The 16,572-nt window shown below is 69.8% G+C and carries 12 protein-coding genes, 1 other RNA gene and 2 pseudogenes; 9 read left to right on the forward strand and 6 right to left on the reverse strand.

Going from position 1 to position 16,572, the window contains the following annotated elements; translation table 11 throughout:
• Positions 1–49 precede the first annotated feature (49 nt).
• Positions 50–732: pseudogene (locus ASF40_RS08110) on the forward strand (AIM24 family protein).
• A gap of 12 nt (positions 733–744) precedes the next feature.
• Positions 745–954, forward strand: a pseudogene (locus tag ASF40_RS08115) (ATP-binding cassette domain-containing protein); the annotation flags it as partial.
• A gap of 61 nt (positions 955–1,015) precedes the next feature.
• Here ASF40_RS08115 and ssrA read toward each other — a convergent pair.
• Positions 1,016–1,386: a transfer-messenger RNA gene (gene ssrA, locus ASF40_RS20835) on the reverse strand.
• Positions 1,387–1,553: 167 nt separating this feature from the next.
• On the opposite strand from ssrA, the gene ASF40_RS08120 reads away from it, so the two are divergent.
• The 4 genes from ASF40_RS08120 to ASF40_RS08135 all read left to right on the forward strand — a co-directional run bounded on the left by ASF40_RS08120 (position 1,554) and on the right by ASF40_RS08135 (position 5,957).
• Complete coding sequence (locus ASF40_RS08120) at positions 1,554–2,366, forward strand: siderophore-interacting protein (RefSeq protein ID WP_056367780.1); 813 nt, start codon at positions 1,554–1,556, stop codon at positions 2,364–2,366.
• 28 nt (positions 2,367–2,394) lie between these two features.
• Positions 2,395–3,072, forward strand: coding sequence for an SIMPL domain-containing protein (locus tag ASF40_RS08125; protein ID WP_056367783.1), 678 nt, complete (start codon positions 2,395–2,397; stop codon positions 3,070–3,072).
• Entirely contained in the window at positions 3,069–4,409 is a 1,341-nt protein-coding gene (locus ASF40_RS08130; RefSeq protein WP_056367784.1) for a M20/M25/M40 family metallo-hydrolase, read from the forward strand. Before ASF40_RS08125 ends, ASF40_RS08130 begins: the two co-directional genes overlap by 4 nt.
• 75 nt (positions 4,410–4,484) lie before the next feature.
• Positions 4,485–5,957 (forward strand): MFS transporter, encoded by a 1,473-nt coding sequence (locus tag ASF40_RS08135; RefSeq protein WP_056367785.1) that lies wholly within the window; start codon positions 4,485–4,487, stop codon positions 5,955–5,957.
• Between the two features lie 4 nt (positions 5,958–5,961).
• On the opposite strand, the gene smpB is transcribed toward ASF40_RS08135, so the two are convergent.
• The 4 genes from smpB to prfB all read right to left on the reverse strand — a co-directional run bounded on the left by smpB (position 5,962) and on the right by prfB (position 9,777).
• Positions 5,962–6,438 (reverse strand): SsrA-binding protein SmpB, encoded by a 477-nt coding sequence (gene smpB, locus ASF40_RS08140; RefSeq protein WP_045296901.1) that lies wholly within the window; start codon positions 6,436–6,438, stop codon positions 5,962–5,964.
• Between the two features lie 93 nt (positions 6,439–6,531).
• The gene (ftsX, locus tag ASF40_RS08145) at positions 6,532–7,446 is read right to left on the reverse strand and encodes a permease-like cell division protein FtsX (RefSeq protein WP_056367786.1); all 915 of its coding nucleotides are present in this window, start codon (positions 7,444–7,446) and stop codon (positions 6,532–6,534) included.
• Complete coding sequence (ftsE, locus tag ASF40_RS08150; RefSeq protein ID WP_056367787.1) at positions 7,443–8,579, reverse strand: cell division ATP-binding protein FtsE; 1,137 nt, start codon at positions 8,577–8,579, stop codon at positions 7,443–7,445. Before ftsE ends, ftsX begins: the two co-directional genes overlap by 4 nt.
• Before the next feature lie 85 nt (positions 8,580–8,664).
• Entirely contained in the window at positions 8,665–9,777 is a 1,113-nt protein-coding gene (gene prfB / locus ASF40_RS08155; RefSeq protein WP_056367788.1) for a peptide chain release factor 2, read from the reverse strand.
• Positions 9,778–9,802: 25 nt separating this feature from the next.
• Between prfB and ASF40_RS08160 the strand changes: the two genes are divergently transcribed.
• Both ASF40_RS08160 and ASF40_RS08165 read left to right on the forward strand, forming a co-directional pair.
• Entirely contained in the window at positions 9,803–11,116 is a 1,314-nt protein-coding gene (locus ASF40_RS08160; RefSeq protein WP_056367789.1) for an MFS transporter, read from the forward strand.
• Positions 11,113–11,445 (forward strand): hypothetical protein, encoded by a 333-nt coding sequence (locus ASF40_RS08165; RefSeq protein WP_056367790.1) that lies wholly within the window; start codon positions 11,113–11,115, stop codon positions 11,443–11,445. Before ASF40_RS08160 ends, ASF40_RS08165 begins: the two co-directional genes overlap by 4 nt.
• Before the next feature lie 124 nt (positions 11,446–11,569).
• On the opposite strand, the gene ASF40_RS08170 is transcribed toward ASF40_RS08165, so the two are convergent.
• Positions 11,570–12,586 (reverse strand): MarR family transcriptional regulator, encoded by a 1,017-nt coding sequence (locus ASF40_RS08170; RefSeq protein ID WP_235560168.1) that lies wholly within the window; start codon positions 12,584–12,586, stop codon positions 11,570–11,572.
• Between the two features lie 81 nt (positions 12,587–12,667).
• On the opposite strand from ASF40_RS08170, the gene ASF40_RS08175 reads away from it, so the two are divergent.
• On the forward strand, positions 12,668–16,522 hold the full coding sequence (locus tag ASF40_RS08175) for a S8 family serine peptidase (RefSeq protein WP_056367791.1): 3,855 nt from the start codon (positions 12,668–12,670) through the stop codon (positions 16,520–16,522).
• Positions 16,523–16,572 lie beyond the last annotated feature (50 nt).

The raw sequence follows: 16,572 nt of genomic DNA on the forward strand, positions 1-16,572 counted from the left end.
TGTGCTTCGATACGGTGAGTTCATGAAGACGCAGATCGCCGGAACGACGATGCCGGTCCTCGAAGTCACTCTCGACACCGGCGAACGGATCATCGCGGAAGGCGGCGACGTCGCCTGGCTCACACCCGGGTTCGACATCGAGACGTCGACGGGATTCGGATCCGGCGGCAAGGGCGGCTTCCTGAGCGGCCTGAAGCGGATGGTCGGCGGCGGTCAGCTGTTCCTCTCTCAGTACACCGCGTCCGCTCCCGGCAGCATGGTCGCGTTCGCCGCACAGTTGCCCGGCACCATCCGAGAACTCACCATCGACCCGAGCGATGAGTTCATGGTCCAATCCGGTTCCTACATGGCCAGCACCCCGGATGTCGAGGTCTCGTGGGTCTGCAGACGAAGCTCGGCGCCGGGATCTTCGGCGGCGCCGGTGTGGTCTTCCAGATGCTCGCCGGAAACGGCACGGCCTGGGTGCAGCTGGCCGGCGAGATCGTCGAGTACGAGTTGCCCGCGGGCGGTTCGCTCCTCGTCCACCCGGGGCACCTGGCGCTGTATCGTGCGGAGATGCAGCTGGAGTTCGCCACGATCAAGGGCGTCAAGAACAAGTTCTTCGGCGACTCGCTCTTCCTCGCGCAGGTGCACGGTCCCGGGCATGTCTGGCTGCAGTCGATGACGCCGGCGAAGCTTGCCGCGGCGATCGAACCGTACCTGCCCGACAAGAGCTCCTCGTCGAGCAGCTGAGATCGACGCGACGTGATCGAAGTAGAGAACCTGACGCAGGTCTTCGGCGACAAGGCCGCCGTCGACGATCTCACCTTCACGGTCGGCTCGGGGACCGTGACTGGTCTGCTCGGGCCGAACGGCGCGGGTAAGTCCACGACGATGCGGATGATCGTCGGCCTCGATCGCCCCGCCCGCGGCTCGGCGCGCGTGAACGGGGAGGATTTCCGGCCCGCCGAACACACGAGAAGAGCCCGAGATCCGCGCAATTACGCGGATCTCGGGCCCTTCTCTGTGACAACGGCTGTGGAGATGGGGGGAATCGAACCCCCGTCCATCGCTGGGTAACTGCGGTTTCTCCGGGCGCAGTCTGTGAAATCGTTCTACTCGGCTCCGACCTTTGTCACAGACACCTAAGTCGACAAGCCCATCCTGAAAAGAGTCCCACGCGACGCTCAGGCGACGTCACGCAGCAAGATCCCTAGATGACGCCAATACCCGTGACGGGATCAGTCACGGATTGACGGCGTCGGGCTCGCTGCTCAGGCAGCGAGGGCGAACGCGGACTGCTTCTTTTCGGCAGTTATTGGTTTGCAAGGAGCGTTTACGAGATAACCCTGCATCCTCGGCCCGCTTCACGCAGATTCACAGGCGATGTCGAAACCGATCATCCCCGTTACCTCTTCAGAGGTGTCCTTCTCGCGAAGGGCCGCTGTCACACTGTGGAGTTGCCAACACTCGGCGCCGAAGCATCCGAGCACATCAGAATACAACGGATGCTGCGTCCCCGCCATTCCTGGACGCGAAGCCGGATCGCAGCATCCGTTCTCTAGCATGTAAGGGTGACCTCACCTCGCGCCGCGCGCCCGCAGACCACCCTGTTCGTGACCGGGAGCGCCTGGCTCTCGCCCGACCTGGTGCGGGTGACGCTGGCGGGCGACGAGTTCGCCGACTTCGCCGACCGGCCCGAGACCGACAAGTACGCGAAGCTGTACTTCCCGCCGGCGGGCAGCGCCCTCGAGCCGCCGTACGATCTCGCCACGCTGCGTGAGACGGTGCCGTTCGACGAGCTTCCGACGATCCGCACCTACACGATCCGGCGTGTGGATGCCGCAGCCCGCACCATCGAGATCGACTTCGTCGTGCACGGTGACACCGGCATCGCCGGGCCGTGGGCCGCGAACGCGAAACCCGGCGATCGGCTGACGATGTCGTCCCCCGGAGCGGGTTACTCCCCCGACCTCACCGCAGATCACCACGTGCTGATCGGCGACGAGTCGGCGATCCCGGCGATCTGGTCCGCGCTCGAGGCGCTGCCCGCGGAAGCTGCGGTGACGACGATCATCGAGACGCGGTCGGCCGCGCACCGGATCGAGGTGCCGTCGGGCGCCGTGGTCCAGTGGGTCGACGAGGACCACGACGCTCCCGGCGCGCGGCTCGTCGCGGCAGTGGATGCTGCGGCGTGGCCGGCCGGCCGCGTGCAGGTCTTCGCACATGGTGAGAGAGGTGCGATGAAGTCGCTGCGGCCGCTCCTGCTCGACCGCGGCGTCGCGCGGGCCGACCTGTCGCTGTCGGCGTACTGGGCGTACGGACGCACCGAGGATGCGTTCCAGGCCGAGAAGCGCCTTCCGGTCGGGCAGATCTTCCCCGATTGACCCACCGGTCACGGGTTAGGGTCTGAGGATGAGCGACGTCGTCATCACGGTTCGCGGGGAGCACGAGACCCGCATCGCCCCCGAGCGCGCGATCGCGCACCTGACCATCCGCGCCGAAGGACCCGAGCGCGGCGCCGTCGTCGAGCGCATGGCCGCGCTCACCGAGCCGGTGCGCGACGACCTCGCCTCGCGGAAGTCCGCGGGCACCGTCACCGAGTGGACGAGCCAACGCGTATCGGTGTGGTCGGAGCGCCCCTGGAACAACGAGGGCAAGCGCCTGGCACCGGTGCATTATGCGACCGTGGACTTCTCCGTCACGTTCACCGACTTCGCGGTGCTGTCGTGGTGGGCCGGCGAGGTCGCCGAGCGCGAGGGCGTGCAGCTGGGCTGGATCGAGTGGAAGCTCACCCCCGAGACGAAGGCATCCGTGGAACGGGAAGTCGCCACGCGGGCCGTGGGAGTGGCCGTTGGGCGAGCGAGCGCGTACGCCGGGGCGCTCGGCCTCGCCGATGTGACCGCCGTCGAGCTCGCTGACGTGGGGCTGCTGACGCAGCAGAGCCACGCCGAGACGGCACCGGCGCCCCGCATGCTCATGGCGAAGGCGTCGTTCGCCTCGGACGCTGCGGGCGGGGGGCCCGCTGTGCAGCTCCAGCCCGAGGACATCGTGATCTCGGCAGCCGTCGAGGCCCGGTTCGCCGCCCGATGAGCCCTGCCGACGTCGTGCCCCGCGCGGGCATCGCCGAGCGACTGTCGCGCATGATCCAGCTGCCCACCGTCTCGGCGGAGCGCGCTGAACGCGGGCAGGGGCCGTTCGATGCGTTCGCCGACGTGCTCGTCGAGCTCTACCCGCTCGTCCACGAGCACCTGGAGCGCGAGCGCATCGGCGAGCTGGGGATCCTGTACCGGTGGCGCGGGCGCGCCGAAGAGCAGCCGACGGTGTTGATGGCGCACTTCGACGTCGTCCCGGTCGACGAGAGCGACGCCTGGACCCACCCGCCGTTCGAGGGGCGCATCGATCGTGGCTGGGTGTACGGCCGCGGCGCGCTCGACGACAAGGGACCGCTCGTCGTCGTGATGGATGCCGTCGAGAACCTGCTCGCCTCGGGCTTCACGCCCGCGCGCGACGTGTACCTGTCGTTCGGAGGCGACGAGGAGACTTTCGGTGGTGCCGCCCGCATCATCGCCGAGACGCTGCGGGAGCGCGGCGTCGAGCCGTGGCTCGTGCTCGACGAAGGAGGCGCCGTCGTGGACGCGCCGCTGCCCTTCATCCGCGGCACGGCCGCCATGGTGGGCGTGGGGGAGAAAGGCGTGCTGACGCTCCGTCTGAGCGCCCGCGGCGAGGGCGGGCACGCGTCCGCTCCTCCCGCCCGCACCGCCGTCCGGCGCATCGCGCGCGCCGTCGAGCGGCTGTCGCCCCAGACGTTCCCTGCACGCACGCCGGCGGCGGTCACGCGCATGCTCGAGCTCTTCGCGACCCGGACGGGCGGCATCCCTCACGCTCTGTACCGGCTGCTGTCGAGGGCACCGTGGCTCACCGCGCGCGCCTTCACCGCGATGGGCGGCGAGCCCGCGGCGCTCGTGCGCACAACCGTCGCCGCCACCATGCAGTCCGGCGGAACGGCTGCGAACGTCCTCCCCTCGCAGGCGACGGCGACGCTCAACCTGCGCATCGCACTGGGCGAGTCGGTCGCGAGCACCGTGAAGCGGGTCCGCAAGCGGATCGCCGACCGGCACGTGAAGGTCGAGGTGCTCGAGGGCGACGGACCGTCCCCGGAGTCGTCGACGGAGAACGCGCAGTTCGCGCTCATCACGGACGCGGTGAAGGTGTCGCACCCCGGCGCAGCGACCGTGCCGTACGTGATGATGGCGGCCACAGACTCGCGGCATTTCCACCGGTTCTCGCCGGCGGTCTACCGCTTCGCGCCACTGGAGATGAGCAAGGCGCAGCGCGCGTCGATCCACGGCGTCGACGAGCGCGTCGAGATCGCGGCGCTCGAGCGGGGCGAGCTGTTCCATCGCACCCTCCTCCAGCGCTTAGAGTGATTCGCACCGCCTTCGGCATGCCCGGGGGCGGTGCGCAGCAGTGACCGGGTCTGGGGCCCGAGCGAAGGAGCACCGATGACGCGCAGCGCCGTGTCCTCACGCGTCACCATCGGCGCGCTCGCGGGAGTCGTCGGCTTCCTCGCGTTCGTCGAGTTCACGAGCGGTGTGATCCAGGGCTTCTACACGCCCATGCTCACCGACATCGCCCGTCACCTCGGAGTGCACGACGCCGACGTCAATTGGCTCGAGGGCACCCAGCTCATGCTCTCGGCGCTCGTCGTCCCCGCATTCGCGAAGCTCGGCGACATGGTCGGACACAAGCGGATGCTGGTGATCTCGACGGCGATCACGGCCGCAGCATCCCTCGTCCTGCCGTTCACCGACTCGTTCGGCGTCTTCCTCGCGGCGTGGGCCGTCCAGGGGTTCTACGTCGTGTGGCTGCCTCTGGAGATCGCGCTGATCTGGTCGCGCTCTCGGCGCATGGAGGGCCGGGCGACCATCACGGCGCGAGCCGCCGGATTCCTCGTGGCGGCGCTCGAGACCGGCGCCATCACCGGCGCCCTCGTGGGCGGCATGCTCATCGACAGCCTGCCGCTGTGGATCGTGCTGCTCGTGCCCGCTCTGCTCGTCGTCGTGTGCTTCTTCGTGATCCTGTTCGGAGTCAAGGAGTCGCCCGAGCCCACCGGCGGCCGCCTCGACAACGTCGGCCTGGTTCTCATCTCGCTCGCACTCGTCGCCTTCACCGGCGGACTCAGCCTGCTGCGCCTCAACGGCCCGGCTGATCCGATCGCCTGGCTCGTCACGGTTCTCGGGGTGCTGCTCGTGGTGCCCTTCGCGCTGTGGGAGCTGCGGCACGACGATCCGCTCATCGATGTGCGGATGTTCCGCTCCCCCGCCCTCGGGCCCGTCTTCCTCACGGCCGGCCTGTTCGGTGTGAGCGTGCTCGGCGCGCAGGCCCCGCTGTCGACCTTCGCCCGCACCGACCCGTCGGTGTACGGCTATGGCCTCGGCACGACGGGCTTCCAGACCTCGCTCATCATCGGCGTCTACCTCATCGCGATGATCACGGGCGCGCTGCTGTTCCCGCTCGTCGCCCGGCTCACCGCGCCCCGCCTGACTCTCATCGGTGCGGCGACGCTGGTCGGCATCGGGTTCCTCATGTTCCTGCCCTTCCACGACACCTACACCCAGGTCATCGTGAACATGGTGGTCGTCGGCCTCGGGTCGGGAGCGCTGGTCGCGGCGCTGCCCGCGGCCGCAGCATCCGCCGCCCCTCCCACCCAGACGGGTGTCGCGACCGGTCTCACGAACTCGGTCAAGACCGTCGGCGGTGCGATCGCGTCGTGCGTGTTCGGCATCGCGCTGCTGCACGGCGCGACCGGCGCGGCGACCGAGGGCACCGCGGGCTCGTTCTCGGGCTACGTCACGGTGTGGGTGGTGTGCGGCGTGACCGCGCTGGCCGCCGCGGTGCTGCTGTGCTTCGTCCCGAAGACGGCGTTCAGCGACCGCGCCGCGCACGGCGCGGACGCGGCGGAAGCAGTGAGCTGAGCCTCTACTCGCCGAGGCGGTTGCGCGAACGCATCGCGCGTTCCGCCTCGCGCTTGTCTTCGCGCTCGCGGATCGTCTGGCGCTTCTCGAACTCGCGCTTGCCCTTGGCGACGGCGATCTCGACCTTGGCGCGACCGTCCGAGAAGTACAGCTTCAAAGGGATGAGCGTGTAGCCGCCCGCCGAGATGGCGTGCGAGAGCTTGACGATCTCCTCCTTGTGCAGGAGCAGCTTGCGCGTGCGCTTGGACGAGTGATTCGTCCAGTGGCCCTGCGAGTACTCGGGGATGTGCACCGCGTCCAGGTACGCCTCGCCGTTGTCGATGTACGCATAGCCGTCCGAGAGGTTCGCGCGACCTTCACGCAGCGACTTCACCTCGGTGCCGGTCAGCACGAGGCCCGCCTCGTACGTCTTCTCGATCGCGTACTCGTGGCGCGCGCGACGATTGGTCGCCACGACCTTCTCCCCGCGTTCCCTGGGCATGGTGTCTCCTCGCTGATGCCGGCCTGCTGGTCCCCGAGCCTGTCGGAGGGCGGACGGCAGCCTGTCAGTCTACCCCTGCGGCGGGGTGGACGATCACGCGCGCAGCCACCTGCGGATCGCGAAGCTCGCCGACAGCGCCGCGAGCACCACACCGACCAGGATCAAGACGGGCACCACGAGCCACGCGTCGGCCATGCCGACCCAGGTCGTGACGAAGTCGACGCGGTTGCGCAGATAGTTGTTCACGCCGAAGTGCACGCCGGCGATCACGGCGGCGCTGGCGAGGATGGATCCGAGCAGCGCCGCGAAGACACCCTCGAGGATGAACGGAGTCTGGATGAAGCGGTTGGATGCCCCGACCAGGCGCATGATCCCGAGCTCCCGTCTTCGCGCGAACGCGGAGAGCCGGATGGTGGTCGCGATCAGCAGCACCGCGGCGATCAGCATGAGCACGGCGATGCCGACCGCGATGTAGGTCGCGATCGTCAGGGCCGAGAACAACGGATCGAGGTACTGCATCTGGTCCTTCACCAGCTCGACCCCCTGCATGCCGCTGAAGGCCTCGATGATGACGTCCGACTGCTCGGGGTCGACCAGCGTGATGCGGAACGTCTCGTTGACCTGATCGGGCGTGATCACGCTCGCGTTCTCTTCGCCGGCGATCTGCAGCAGCTCGTCGTACGCCTGCTGGTGGTCGAGGAACGTCAGGTCGCGAATGAGAGGCGCCAGCGCGCTGCCCTCGAGCTTCGCGCGCACCTCTTCGACCTGCTCGGGCGACGCCTCGCCGTTCGAGCACGTCGAGGGCGTCGAGATGCTGGTGCACATGTAGACCGCGACCTGCGCGCGCTCGACCCAGAAGTCGCGCATCGTGCCGATCTGCATCTGCATGAGGATCGCCGCACCGACGAACGTGAGCGACACGAAGGTGACCAGCACCACCGAGACGACCATCGAGACGTTGCGCCGGAGGCCCGTGAAAGCCTCCGACATGATGAGTCCGAACCTCATGAGGTGGGCCCCACTTCGTCGTCAGGATCGGTGGCGCCGAGGCCGAGCCGATCGGCGAGACCGAGCTCCTCGACCTGCAGCTCGACGGCGTCGACGAGCGGGATCGGCTGGGTGTGGGTGGGCTTCGCGGGAGCGGATGCCTCGGCCGCGGGCGCGGGTTCGACGACCGGCTCCTCGAGGGCCTGCGCAAGGCCCTCCGCCTGCTGCGCCTCTGCGGCCGTGACGGCGACAGCGGCTGCTGCGGCGGCCGCAGCCGCCGCGACACCGGCGGCCGGCGACGCCGCATCCGGTTCCACGCCGACGAGCTCCTCGTCATCCTGCACGGCCGTCGGATCGAGGCCTGCGGCGGCAGCGATCGCGGCCTCGCGCTGCACCTCGAGCACCGCGGTCAGGGCGGCGACCGCGGCGGCGCCGCGCTCCGGCTCTGGAGCGAGGCTCGGCAGGCTCGACCGGTCGCCGTACCCGCCGTGGCGCTCGTCGCGGATGATCTCGCCGTGGCGCAGCTCGATGACGCGGCGCTGCATCTGGTCGACGAAGCCCGCCTCGTGCGTGGCCATCACGACAGTGGTGCCGCCCGCGTTGATGCGCGCGAGCAGCTGCATGATGTCGATGGATGTCGCGGGGTCGAGGTTTCCGGTCGGCTCGTCCGCGAGCAGGATCTGGGGCCGATTCACCAGCGCACGCGCGATCGCGACGCGCTGTTGCTCACCGCCCGACAGCTCGTGCGGGAACCTTTTCTCCTTGCCGGCGAGGCCGACGAGCGCGAGCACCTCGGGGACCGCCTGCTGGATGAAGCCTCTCGACGATCCGATGACCTGCAGCGTGAAAGCGACGTTCTGGAACACGGTCTTGGTCGGCAGCAGCCGGAAGTCCTGGAAGACCGCCCCCACATGGCGCCGGAAGTACGGAACCTTGCGGTTCGACAGCGTGCGCAGGTCGCGACCGAGGACGACCACACGCCCTTCGGACGGCGTCTCCTCGCGGAGGATCAGACGGAGGCAGGACGACTTGCCGGAGCCCGACGCACCGACGAGGAAGACGAACTCCCCGCGCAGCACCTCGAAGTCGACATCGCTCAGGGCGGGTTTGGAAGTGCCGCGAAAGCGCTTCGTGACGTTTTCGAACCGGATCATGGCCTAACGAGCCTATGCGGACGCCACCGGCCCCGGTCCAGCGACACTCATCGTTTGCGCATCGGTTCGCCGAGTGCGGGCTGGATCAGTCGTCGTCGTCTTTGCGCTTGCGCCAGCGGATGCCGGCGGAGATGAAGCCGTCCAGGTCGCCGTCGAAGACGATGGCCGGGTTGCCCACCTCGTGGCCGGTGCGGAGATCCTTGACGAGCTGCTGGCCGTACAGGAAGTACGACCGCATCTGGTCGCCCCAGCTCGCCGTGATCGTGCCCGCGAGCTCCTTCTTCTTCGCCGCCTCTTCCTCGCGCTTGAGCAGGAGCAGGCGGGTCTGGAGCACGCGCATCGCGGCGGCGCGGTTCTGGATCTGCGACTTCTCGTTCTGCATCGACACGACGATGCCGGTCGGGAGGTGCGTGAGGCGCACGGCCGAGTCCGTCGTGTTGACGGACTGGCCGCCGGGACCCGACGAGCGGAACACGTCGACGCGCAGGTCGCCCTCGGGGATGTCGACCTCGACGGCCTCCTCCATCACGGGGATGACCTCGACCGCGGCGAACGACGTCTGCCGCTTGTCAGCGGAGCCGAACGGGCTGATGCGCGCGAGGCGGTGCGTGCCGGCCTCGACCGACAGCGTGCCGTACGCGTACGGAGCGTCGATCTCGAACGTCGCCGACTTGATGCCGGCCCCCTCGGCGTACGAGGTGTCCATGACCTTCACCGAGTACTTGTGGCGCTCCGCCCAGCGCAGGTACATGCGCAGGAGCATCTCCGCGAAGTCTGTGGCGTCGTCGCCGCCCGCGCCCGAGCGGATCGTCACGACCGCGGATCGCTCGTCGTACTCGCCGTCGAGGAGCGTCTGCACCTCGAGCTGGCTGACGATGTCCTCCAGTTCGGCGATCTCGTGGCGCGCCTCTTCGGCGGAGTCCTCGTCGTCCATCTCGTTGGCGAGCTCGACGAGCACATCGAGATCGTCGAGGCGCTGCTCGACGTCCGTGACGCGCTTGAGCTCGGCCTGGCGGTGGCTGAGGGCGCTGGTGACCTTCTGCGCCTTCTCGACGTCATCCCACAGATTGGGGGCGCCGGCCTCCTCGCTGAGTCGGGCGATGTCGGCGTTGAGTGCCTCGACGTCGACCACGGCCTTGATGTCGGCGAACGTGGAACGCAGGGCCTGGATGTCGGCGGAGGGATCGAAGTCGAGCATGACACTCCAGACTAACGTGGAAGCGATGACCGATCACGCAGGCTCCCCCACCGCCCGTGACGTGCTGTGGCGGTTCGGGCCGATGGTCTACGGCCCCACCGTACTGTTCGCGCTCGGCGAGGGCGCCGTCATCCCGCTGATCCCCGTCATCGCCGCACAGCTCGGAGCGGATGTCGCGACCGCCGCCCTCGTCGCCTCCGCGCTCGTCGTGGGGCAGCTCTGCGGCAACATCCCCGCCGGCTGGGCGGTCGCCCGCGTCGGCGAGCGGCTGACCATGGTGATCGCTGGAGTCGTCTCCCTCGGCGGGGTGGTGGGCATGGCGCTGGCACCGTCGCTCGGCATCTTCGCCCTCGCGGTCTTCCTCATCGGCTTCTGCGCCGCCGCCTTCGGCCTGGCCCGCCATTCGTTCATGACGACCCGCGTCCCCCTGGCGTTCCGCGCCCGCGCACTGTCACTGCTGGGCGGCACGTTCCGTCTCGGCATGTTCGTCGGACCGTTCGTCGCGGCCGGCCTTCTCGCCCTGTTCGGCGACGAGCACGCCACGATCTGGTTCTTCGGCGGATGCCTCGTGGCCACGGTCCTGCTGGTGCTCCTCGGCCCCGACCCCGAGAAGCAGTTCCTCATGCCGCAGGAGCAGGCGGCACGCGACGCTTCCGTCGACACCGAAGACACGGGTGAGCCGGTTACCGGTTCGATCCGCCTTCCGCGGAAGAAGACCTCCGGCACCGGTCCCGGAACCGGCGTGATCCGCACGATGTGGCGGCACCGCCGTATGCTGTCGACGCTCGGCCTGGCCGCGGCATCCCTGTCCGCCGTCCGTTCGGCGCGCCAGGTCGTACTGCCGCTGTGGGGTGTGTCGATCGGCCTCGACGCGCAGACGATCGCCCTCGTGGTCGGCATCTCGGGTGCGATCGACTTCGCCCTGTTCTACGCGAGCGGCCAGGTCATGGACCGCTTCGGTCGACTGTGGGCGGCCCTGCCGGCCATGATCCTGATGGGTGCGGGCTTCGTCGCCCTCGCGTTCACGCACGACCTCCCCCAGGCCGCGATGTGGTTCGCGATGTTCGCGGCGGTCCTGGGCGTGGGCAACGGCCTGTCGAGCGGCATCCTGCTGACCCTCGGCGCCGACGTCGCGCCCAAGGCGGACCCGGCGCCCTTCCTCGGCTCGTGGCGAACGCTCACCGACGCGGGGGGCGCGGTCGCACCGCTGCTCGTATCGGGCATCGCCGCCGTCGCCTCGCTTTCCGTCGCGGCCGGGATCATGGGCGCGATCGGCCTCGTCGGCGCGCTCGCCTTCGTGCGGTGGGTGCCGCGCCACGTACCGCGGGCCCGCGCATGAGCGAGGTCGTGACCTTCTGCCGCAGCCGCAATGACGGGCGGCGCTGCACACGACCCCTCGGGCACGCGGGACTGCACCGCCACCGGACGATCATGTGGTCGGATGCCGGGGCGGATCCCGCGCACTGCTCCGGCTCGGGCGAGCCGGGCGAGCCCGCCGCACCCCTCGACGACGGCTTCCCCGACGGCCGCGCGCTGTGCCCGGTGTGCCTGAGGTTCATCCCGCTCGACGCTGACAGCCGCCTCCTCGCGCACGACACCGCCGACGAGACGGAGACGGATGTCGAGGCATCCCGCCGCCGCGACTGGCTGAACGCTCACGGCTGGTAGCACTCGCCGCGGCTTCGAGACCGGCCGTGTGCGCCGAGACCGGGGTTCCCTCCCGAAACCCACGCGCTCACCAGCGGTTTCGCGGCATCACACGGGTTCGCGATGAAGCGCGGGCCGCCGAAGGTCAGACCCAGGCGCGCCGCACGGCCTCTGCGCCGAGCTGCATGCGCGTGGTGACCCCGGCGGTGTCCATCAGGTCGGCCACTCGGCGCTGGACCGTTCGCAGCGAGATGCCGAGCTGCGCGGCGGCTGCGGCATCCGTCACCCCCAACAGGAGCAATCGCAGAAGATCGCGGTCCACGTCCTCGGTGGTCGGCGCCGCGGCGATCGGAAGGAACTCGGTGGCGGCCCGCCAGTACTCCTCGAAGATCGATGACACGAGGTCGAGCAGGCCGCTCGGATGGATGAGAAGGGCGCCGAAGCCCTGGTCCTCGTCCTGCGAGTGCATGGGCACCAGCGCCATCTGGTCGTCGGCGATGAACATGCGCGTCGGCAGCGTCGGCAGCACCCGGATCTCCTCGCCGATCTGAGCCATCTCGCGGGCCGCCGCGAGGAATCCGGGTCGCTCGAGCACAGCGCTCTCGACGATCACGCGGTATCGCACACCGCGTGCGAGAGCGCGGTCCTCCTCGATGTTGTCCTCGCCGCTGAGCAGCGCGATCTCGTGGAGCACGAGCACCCGCACCTGCTCGATCGAAGCGGCCTGCAGCTGCGCCACGCGCTGGCGCACGGCGTCGTCGCCGATGACCACGTCGACCACGTCCGCGATGCTGCGCTGCTCCGCGGAACGCCGGTAGAGATCGCTCAGCTCGACGAGCGCTTCGTGTGCGCGGGTCAGCCCGCGCTCGCGCTCGAGCAGCAGCGGACGCAGCGAGATCGACGGCGGGGATGCCACGAACCGGTCGCTCGCCGACGCCTGGCGTGCGAGCAGCCCGAGCCGCTCCAGCTCGGCGACGATCGGCCTCACGCGCGGCAGCGACATGCTGAGCAGCGAGGCGATCTCGGCCGTGGACGCGGAGGGCTGCTGCAGGACGCACCGATAGACGGACGTATGGGCCTCGTCGAGGCCGAGCGCGTCGAGCACGGTCACCTTCTCCATGTGGTCCATCGTCACCCGCCGACCCTGGCGGATGATGGCCATGGCATTTCTCCGCCATCCACTTTATGCACTCCGGCCACGAAGGTGGGGGTTACACGGATCCCCACACCGGAAGGCTCGCGCATGTCACGACCCCAGCCCTTCGGCCGTCGCCTCGGACCGATCGTCGCCGCCACAAGCGGACTGGCGATCGGCATCGCAGGCATCGGCCTCGCCTCGCTCCCGGCGGCCGCCGCCGCCCCCGCCCCCAGCGGTCCCCCCACCGCCGGCGCGGTCGCCGGCAGCCCGCACACGGTCACCCTGATCACGGGCGACCACGTCACCGTCACCGACCTGACCGACGGCACCCACGCGGTGTCGATCGACACCGCGGTCGAGGGCGCCGGCGCCCGCACGTACGAGGCGGCGGGCGACCTGCACGTCGTCCCCGACGCGGCGATGCCGTATCTGGCGTCGGGTGCCCTCGACGAGGACCTGTTCAACGTGTCGCTGCTCATCGAGTACGGCTACGACGACGCGTCCGTCGACGCGACGCCGATCATCGTCGAACAGGATGCGGCCGCGACCCGCTCATACTCCGCACCCGTTCCGGGTCTCGAGGTGCGGACCCCGCTCGAGAGCATCGGCGGCGCCGCGGCGACGCTCGGACACCAGGACGCGGCATCCGCGTGGCAGGCGCTCTCCACCCCCACCGCGCGCAGCTTCTCCGCAGCGCCTGCCCTGGCCGGCGGCATCGAGGCGATCCACCTGGACGGCAAGGTGCGTGCCACGCTCGACTCGAGCGTGCCGTACATCCACGCGCCCGAGGCGTGGGCCGAGGGGCACACCGGCGAGGGCGTCACCGTCGCCGTGCTCGACACCGGCTACGACGACACCCACCCCGACCTGCAGGGCCACGTGCTCCCCGACTCGAAGAGCTTCGTGCCCGGCGAGGAGGTGGCGTCCGATCCGAACGGCCACGGCACGCACGTCGCCTCGACGATCGCCGGCACCGGCGCGGCCAGCGGCGGCACCCACCGCGGCGTCGCCGACGGCGCCCAGCTGCTCGTCGGCAAGGTGCTCGGCGCCGACGGCTACGGCCAGGACTCGTGGATCATCGACGCCATGGAGTGGGCGGGACAGAACGCCCCGATCGTCTCGATGAGCCTCGGCTCGCAGAGCCCCTCCGACGGCAAGGACCTGATGGCGGAGTCCCTCAACCGGATCTCGGAAGAGACCGGCGCCCTGTTCGTCGTGGCGGCCGGCAACTCGGGCGCTCCCGAGACGATCGGCGCCCCGGGCTCCGCCGAGCAGGCGCTCACCGTCGGCTCGGTCGACGACCCGTCGGGCGCACTGTCGTGGTTCACCAGCCAGGGCCCGCTCGCGCGGTCGGGTGCGCTCAAGCCCGACGTCACCGGGCCCGGCAACGACGTCACGGCGGCACGATCCGCCGACAGCGGCGGCGCGGGCAGCTACATCACGATGAGCGGCACCTCCATGGCGACGCCGCACGTCGCCGGTGAGGCCGCGATCCTCCTCAGCGCCAACCCCGACTACACGAAGGACCAGCTCAAGGCAGCGATCGCGAGCACCGCGACCGACGTGGGTCACACGGCGTACCAGAGCGGCACCGGTGTCGTCGACGTGGCCGCCGCGCTCGGCGCCCCGGTCATCGCGTCCGGTTCGGGCGACTTCGGCATGCTCGTGTGGGGCGAAGAGGCAACGCCGGTCGAGCGCACCGTCGAGTACACGAACCGCACGGATGCCGACCTCACGGTGGCCCTCACCGCGACGCTCTCCGACACCACGCCGGGTGGCGGCGACGGCGGGCCCGGCCCGCTGTCGGCCGGGATCGCGTTCGACGCCCTCACCATGGACGTCGACACGCTGACCATCCCCGCGGGCGAGACGCGTTCGGCGAAGCTGACGGTCGACCCGGCGAAGGTTCCCGCCGGCACGCAGCTGTCGGGCGTGCTCGTGGCGTCGGTCGACGGCGAGGCCGTCACGCGCACCGCGCTGGGCACGATCGCGGAGGCGGAGCGCTACGACCTCACGCTCACGGCGACGGACTTCGAGGGCAATCCGACCACCACCTACGCGTTCCTCTGGGACCCGGCGACCGAGTGGGCGGAGCCCGTGCTGGTCGAAGGCGAGACCACCCTGCGCCTCATGAAGGGCGACTACACGGTCATGTCGTTCATGGAGCTGAACCGCACCCCCGACACGATCGCCAGCGTGCTGGTCGGCGAGCCGACGCTCACCCTCGACCAGGACCGCACCGTTGCCCTCGACGCGCGCACGGCCGAGCAGGTGACCGTCGACGTCGGTCAGAAGGGTCTCGACCCCGTCTTCCGGCGAATGGACGTGACGGTCGACGCGTTCGTGGCGAGCGCGATGATGCCGGTGTGGACCGACGAGATGTGGGCGCAGCCCATGACCGTCGACGACGCCGACTTCTCGTTCGCGACCCGCTGGCGCCTCCAGACGCCGATGCTGACGGTGTCGTCGGGCAAGAAGCCGATGGACCTCATCGTGCAGATCGGCTCGACGTTCCTCGACGGCTCGTTCAAGGCAGCCGCCGTGGACGCCGGCAAGGGCAGCGCCGACGAGCTCGCCGCGGCGGGCGTCGCCGGCAAGATCGCGGTGGTCACTCGATCGGCGGAGGTCTCGGCATCCCAGCGGGCCGCCAACGCGGCCGCCGCCGGCGCGAAGCTGCTGATCGTCGTCAACGACGCCGATGGCGAGTTCAACGAGTGGGTCGGGTCGGAGGACTACACGACGGATGCCCCGATCCCGGTCGCCGGCGTCAGCGGTGTCGAGGGGCGCGCGCTGCGCGCACAGCTCGCGCAGAAGAAATCCACGCTCTCCGCGATCGGCGTGCCGACCTCGGACGTGGTCTACGACATCGCGGAGTTCGGCGACGGTGAGATCCCGTCCGACATGTCGTACGCGCACACCGCCGAGGACCTCGCTCGCATCGACACCCGCTACATCGGGCAGAAGGAGGAGATCGGCGAGTTCCGCTACGACTTCGTGCCCGGCGCTGAGTACGGCAGCGGGTTCCCGATGCGCACGCAACGGGGCACCGAGCGCCAGGACTGGGTCAACACCGACGGACTCCGCTGGTACCAGGACGCGACCATCACGTCCGTGGGGTGGCAGATGCGCGACATCAAGCGCACGTACGAGCGCGGCGAGCGCACCGAGGCCGACTACTACGGCGGCATCGTCCGTCCCTACGTCGGCACCGGGTACTGGGTGCCGTACCTCGCATCGGACTACGCGCAGATCAACATCCCGAGCTGGGCCGACGGCGGCGACGGTGAGCACACCGGCGCCTTCGACACCTGGATCGAGCCGTCGACCGTGCAGCAGCTGACCGACATCTACATCGACGGCGAGCTGTTCGCACAACGCGAGCACCAGGGGGCCAACGTCTACGACCTGCCCGACGGCGAGCACGATTGGCGTGTGGTCAGCACCGCGACCCACGACGGCTCGCACCTCGCGGGGTCGACGAAGACGGTCAGCGACTGGACGTTCCGCGCGTCGGGCAAGCTCGGCGACTGGGACTACCGGCTGCTGCCGATGATCCAGGCGTACTACGACGTCGAGGTGAATGCTGAGAACCGCGTCGGCGAAGGCCGTCGCAAGGGCTCCGCCATCCCCCTCGGTCTCGAGCTCGGCCACGTCGCCGGCACCGCGCCGGCCGGCGCGATCACCGAGGCCACGCTCGAAGCCCGCACCCCGGGCGGCGAGTGGAAGCCGGTCGCTCTCGACACCGCGAAGACGGATGCCCCCACCGGCGCGGTCGAGGGCGACGGGTACATCTTCGCCGAGTCGCGCGCGTGGGTCAGCGGCTACTCGGCGCAGATCCCGGTGTCGGACAAGGGCGGCTGGGTCGACCTGCGCGTGACCGCGACGGACGCCGAGGGCAACACGTTCACGCAGGAGATCGAGAAGGCGTTCGAGGCCACTCCGGCCAAGGGCGTCCGCTAACCCCCCGCCCCCGGAATCCGGCAACCCCGGCGCACGCGCGCCGGGGTTGC

Source organism: Microbacterium sp. Leaf288, from assembly GCF_001422925.1.
In the GTDB taxonomy this organism is placed as follows: domain Bacteria; phylum Actinomycetota; class Actinomycetes; order Actinomycetales; family Microbacteriaceae; genus Microbacterium.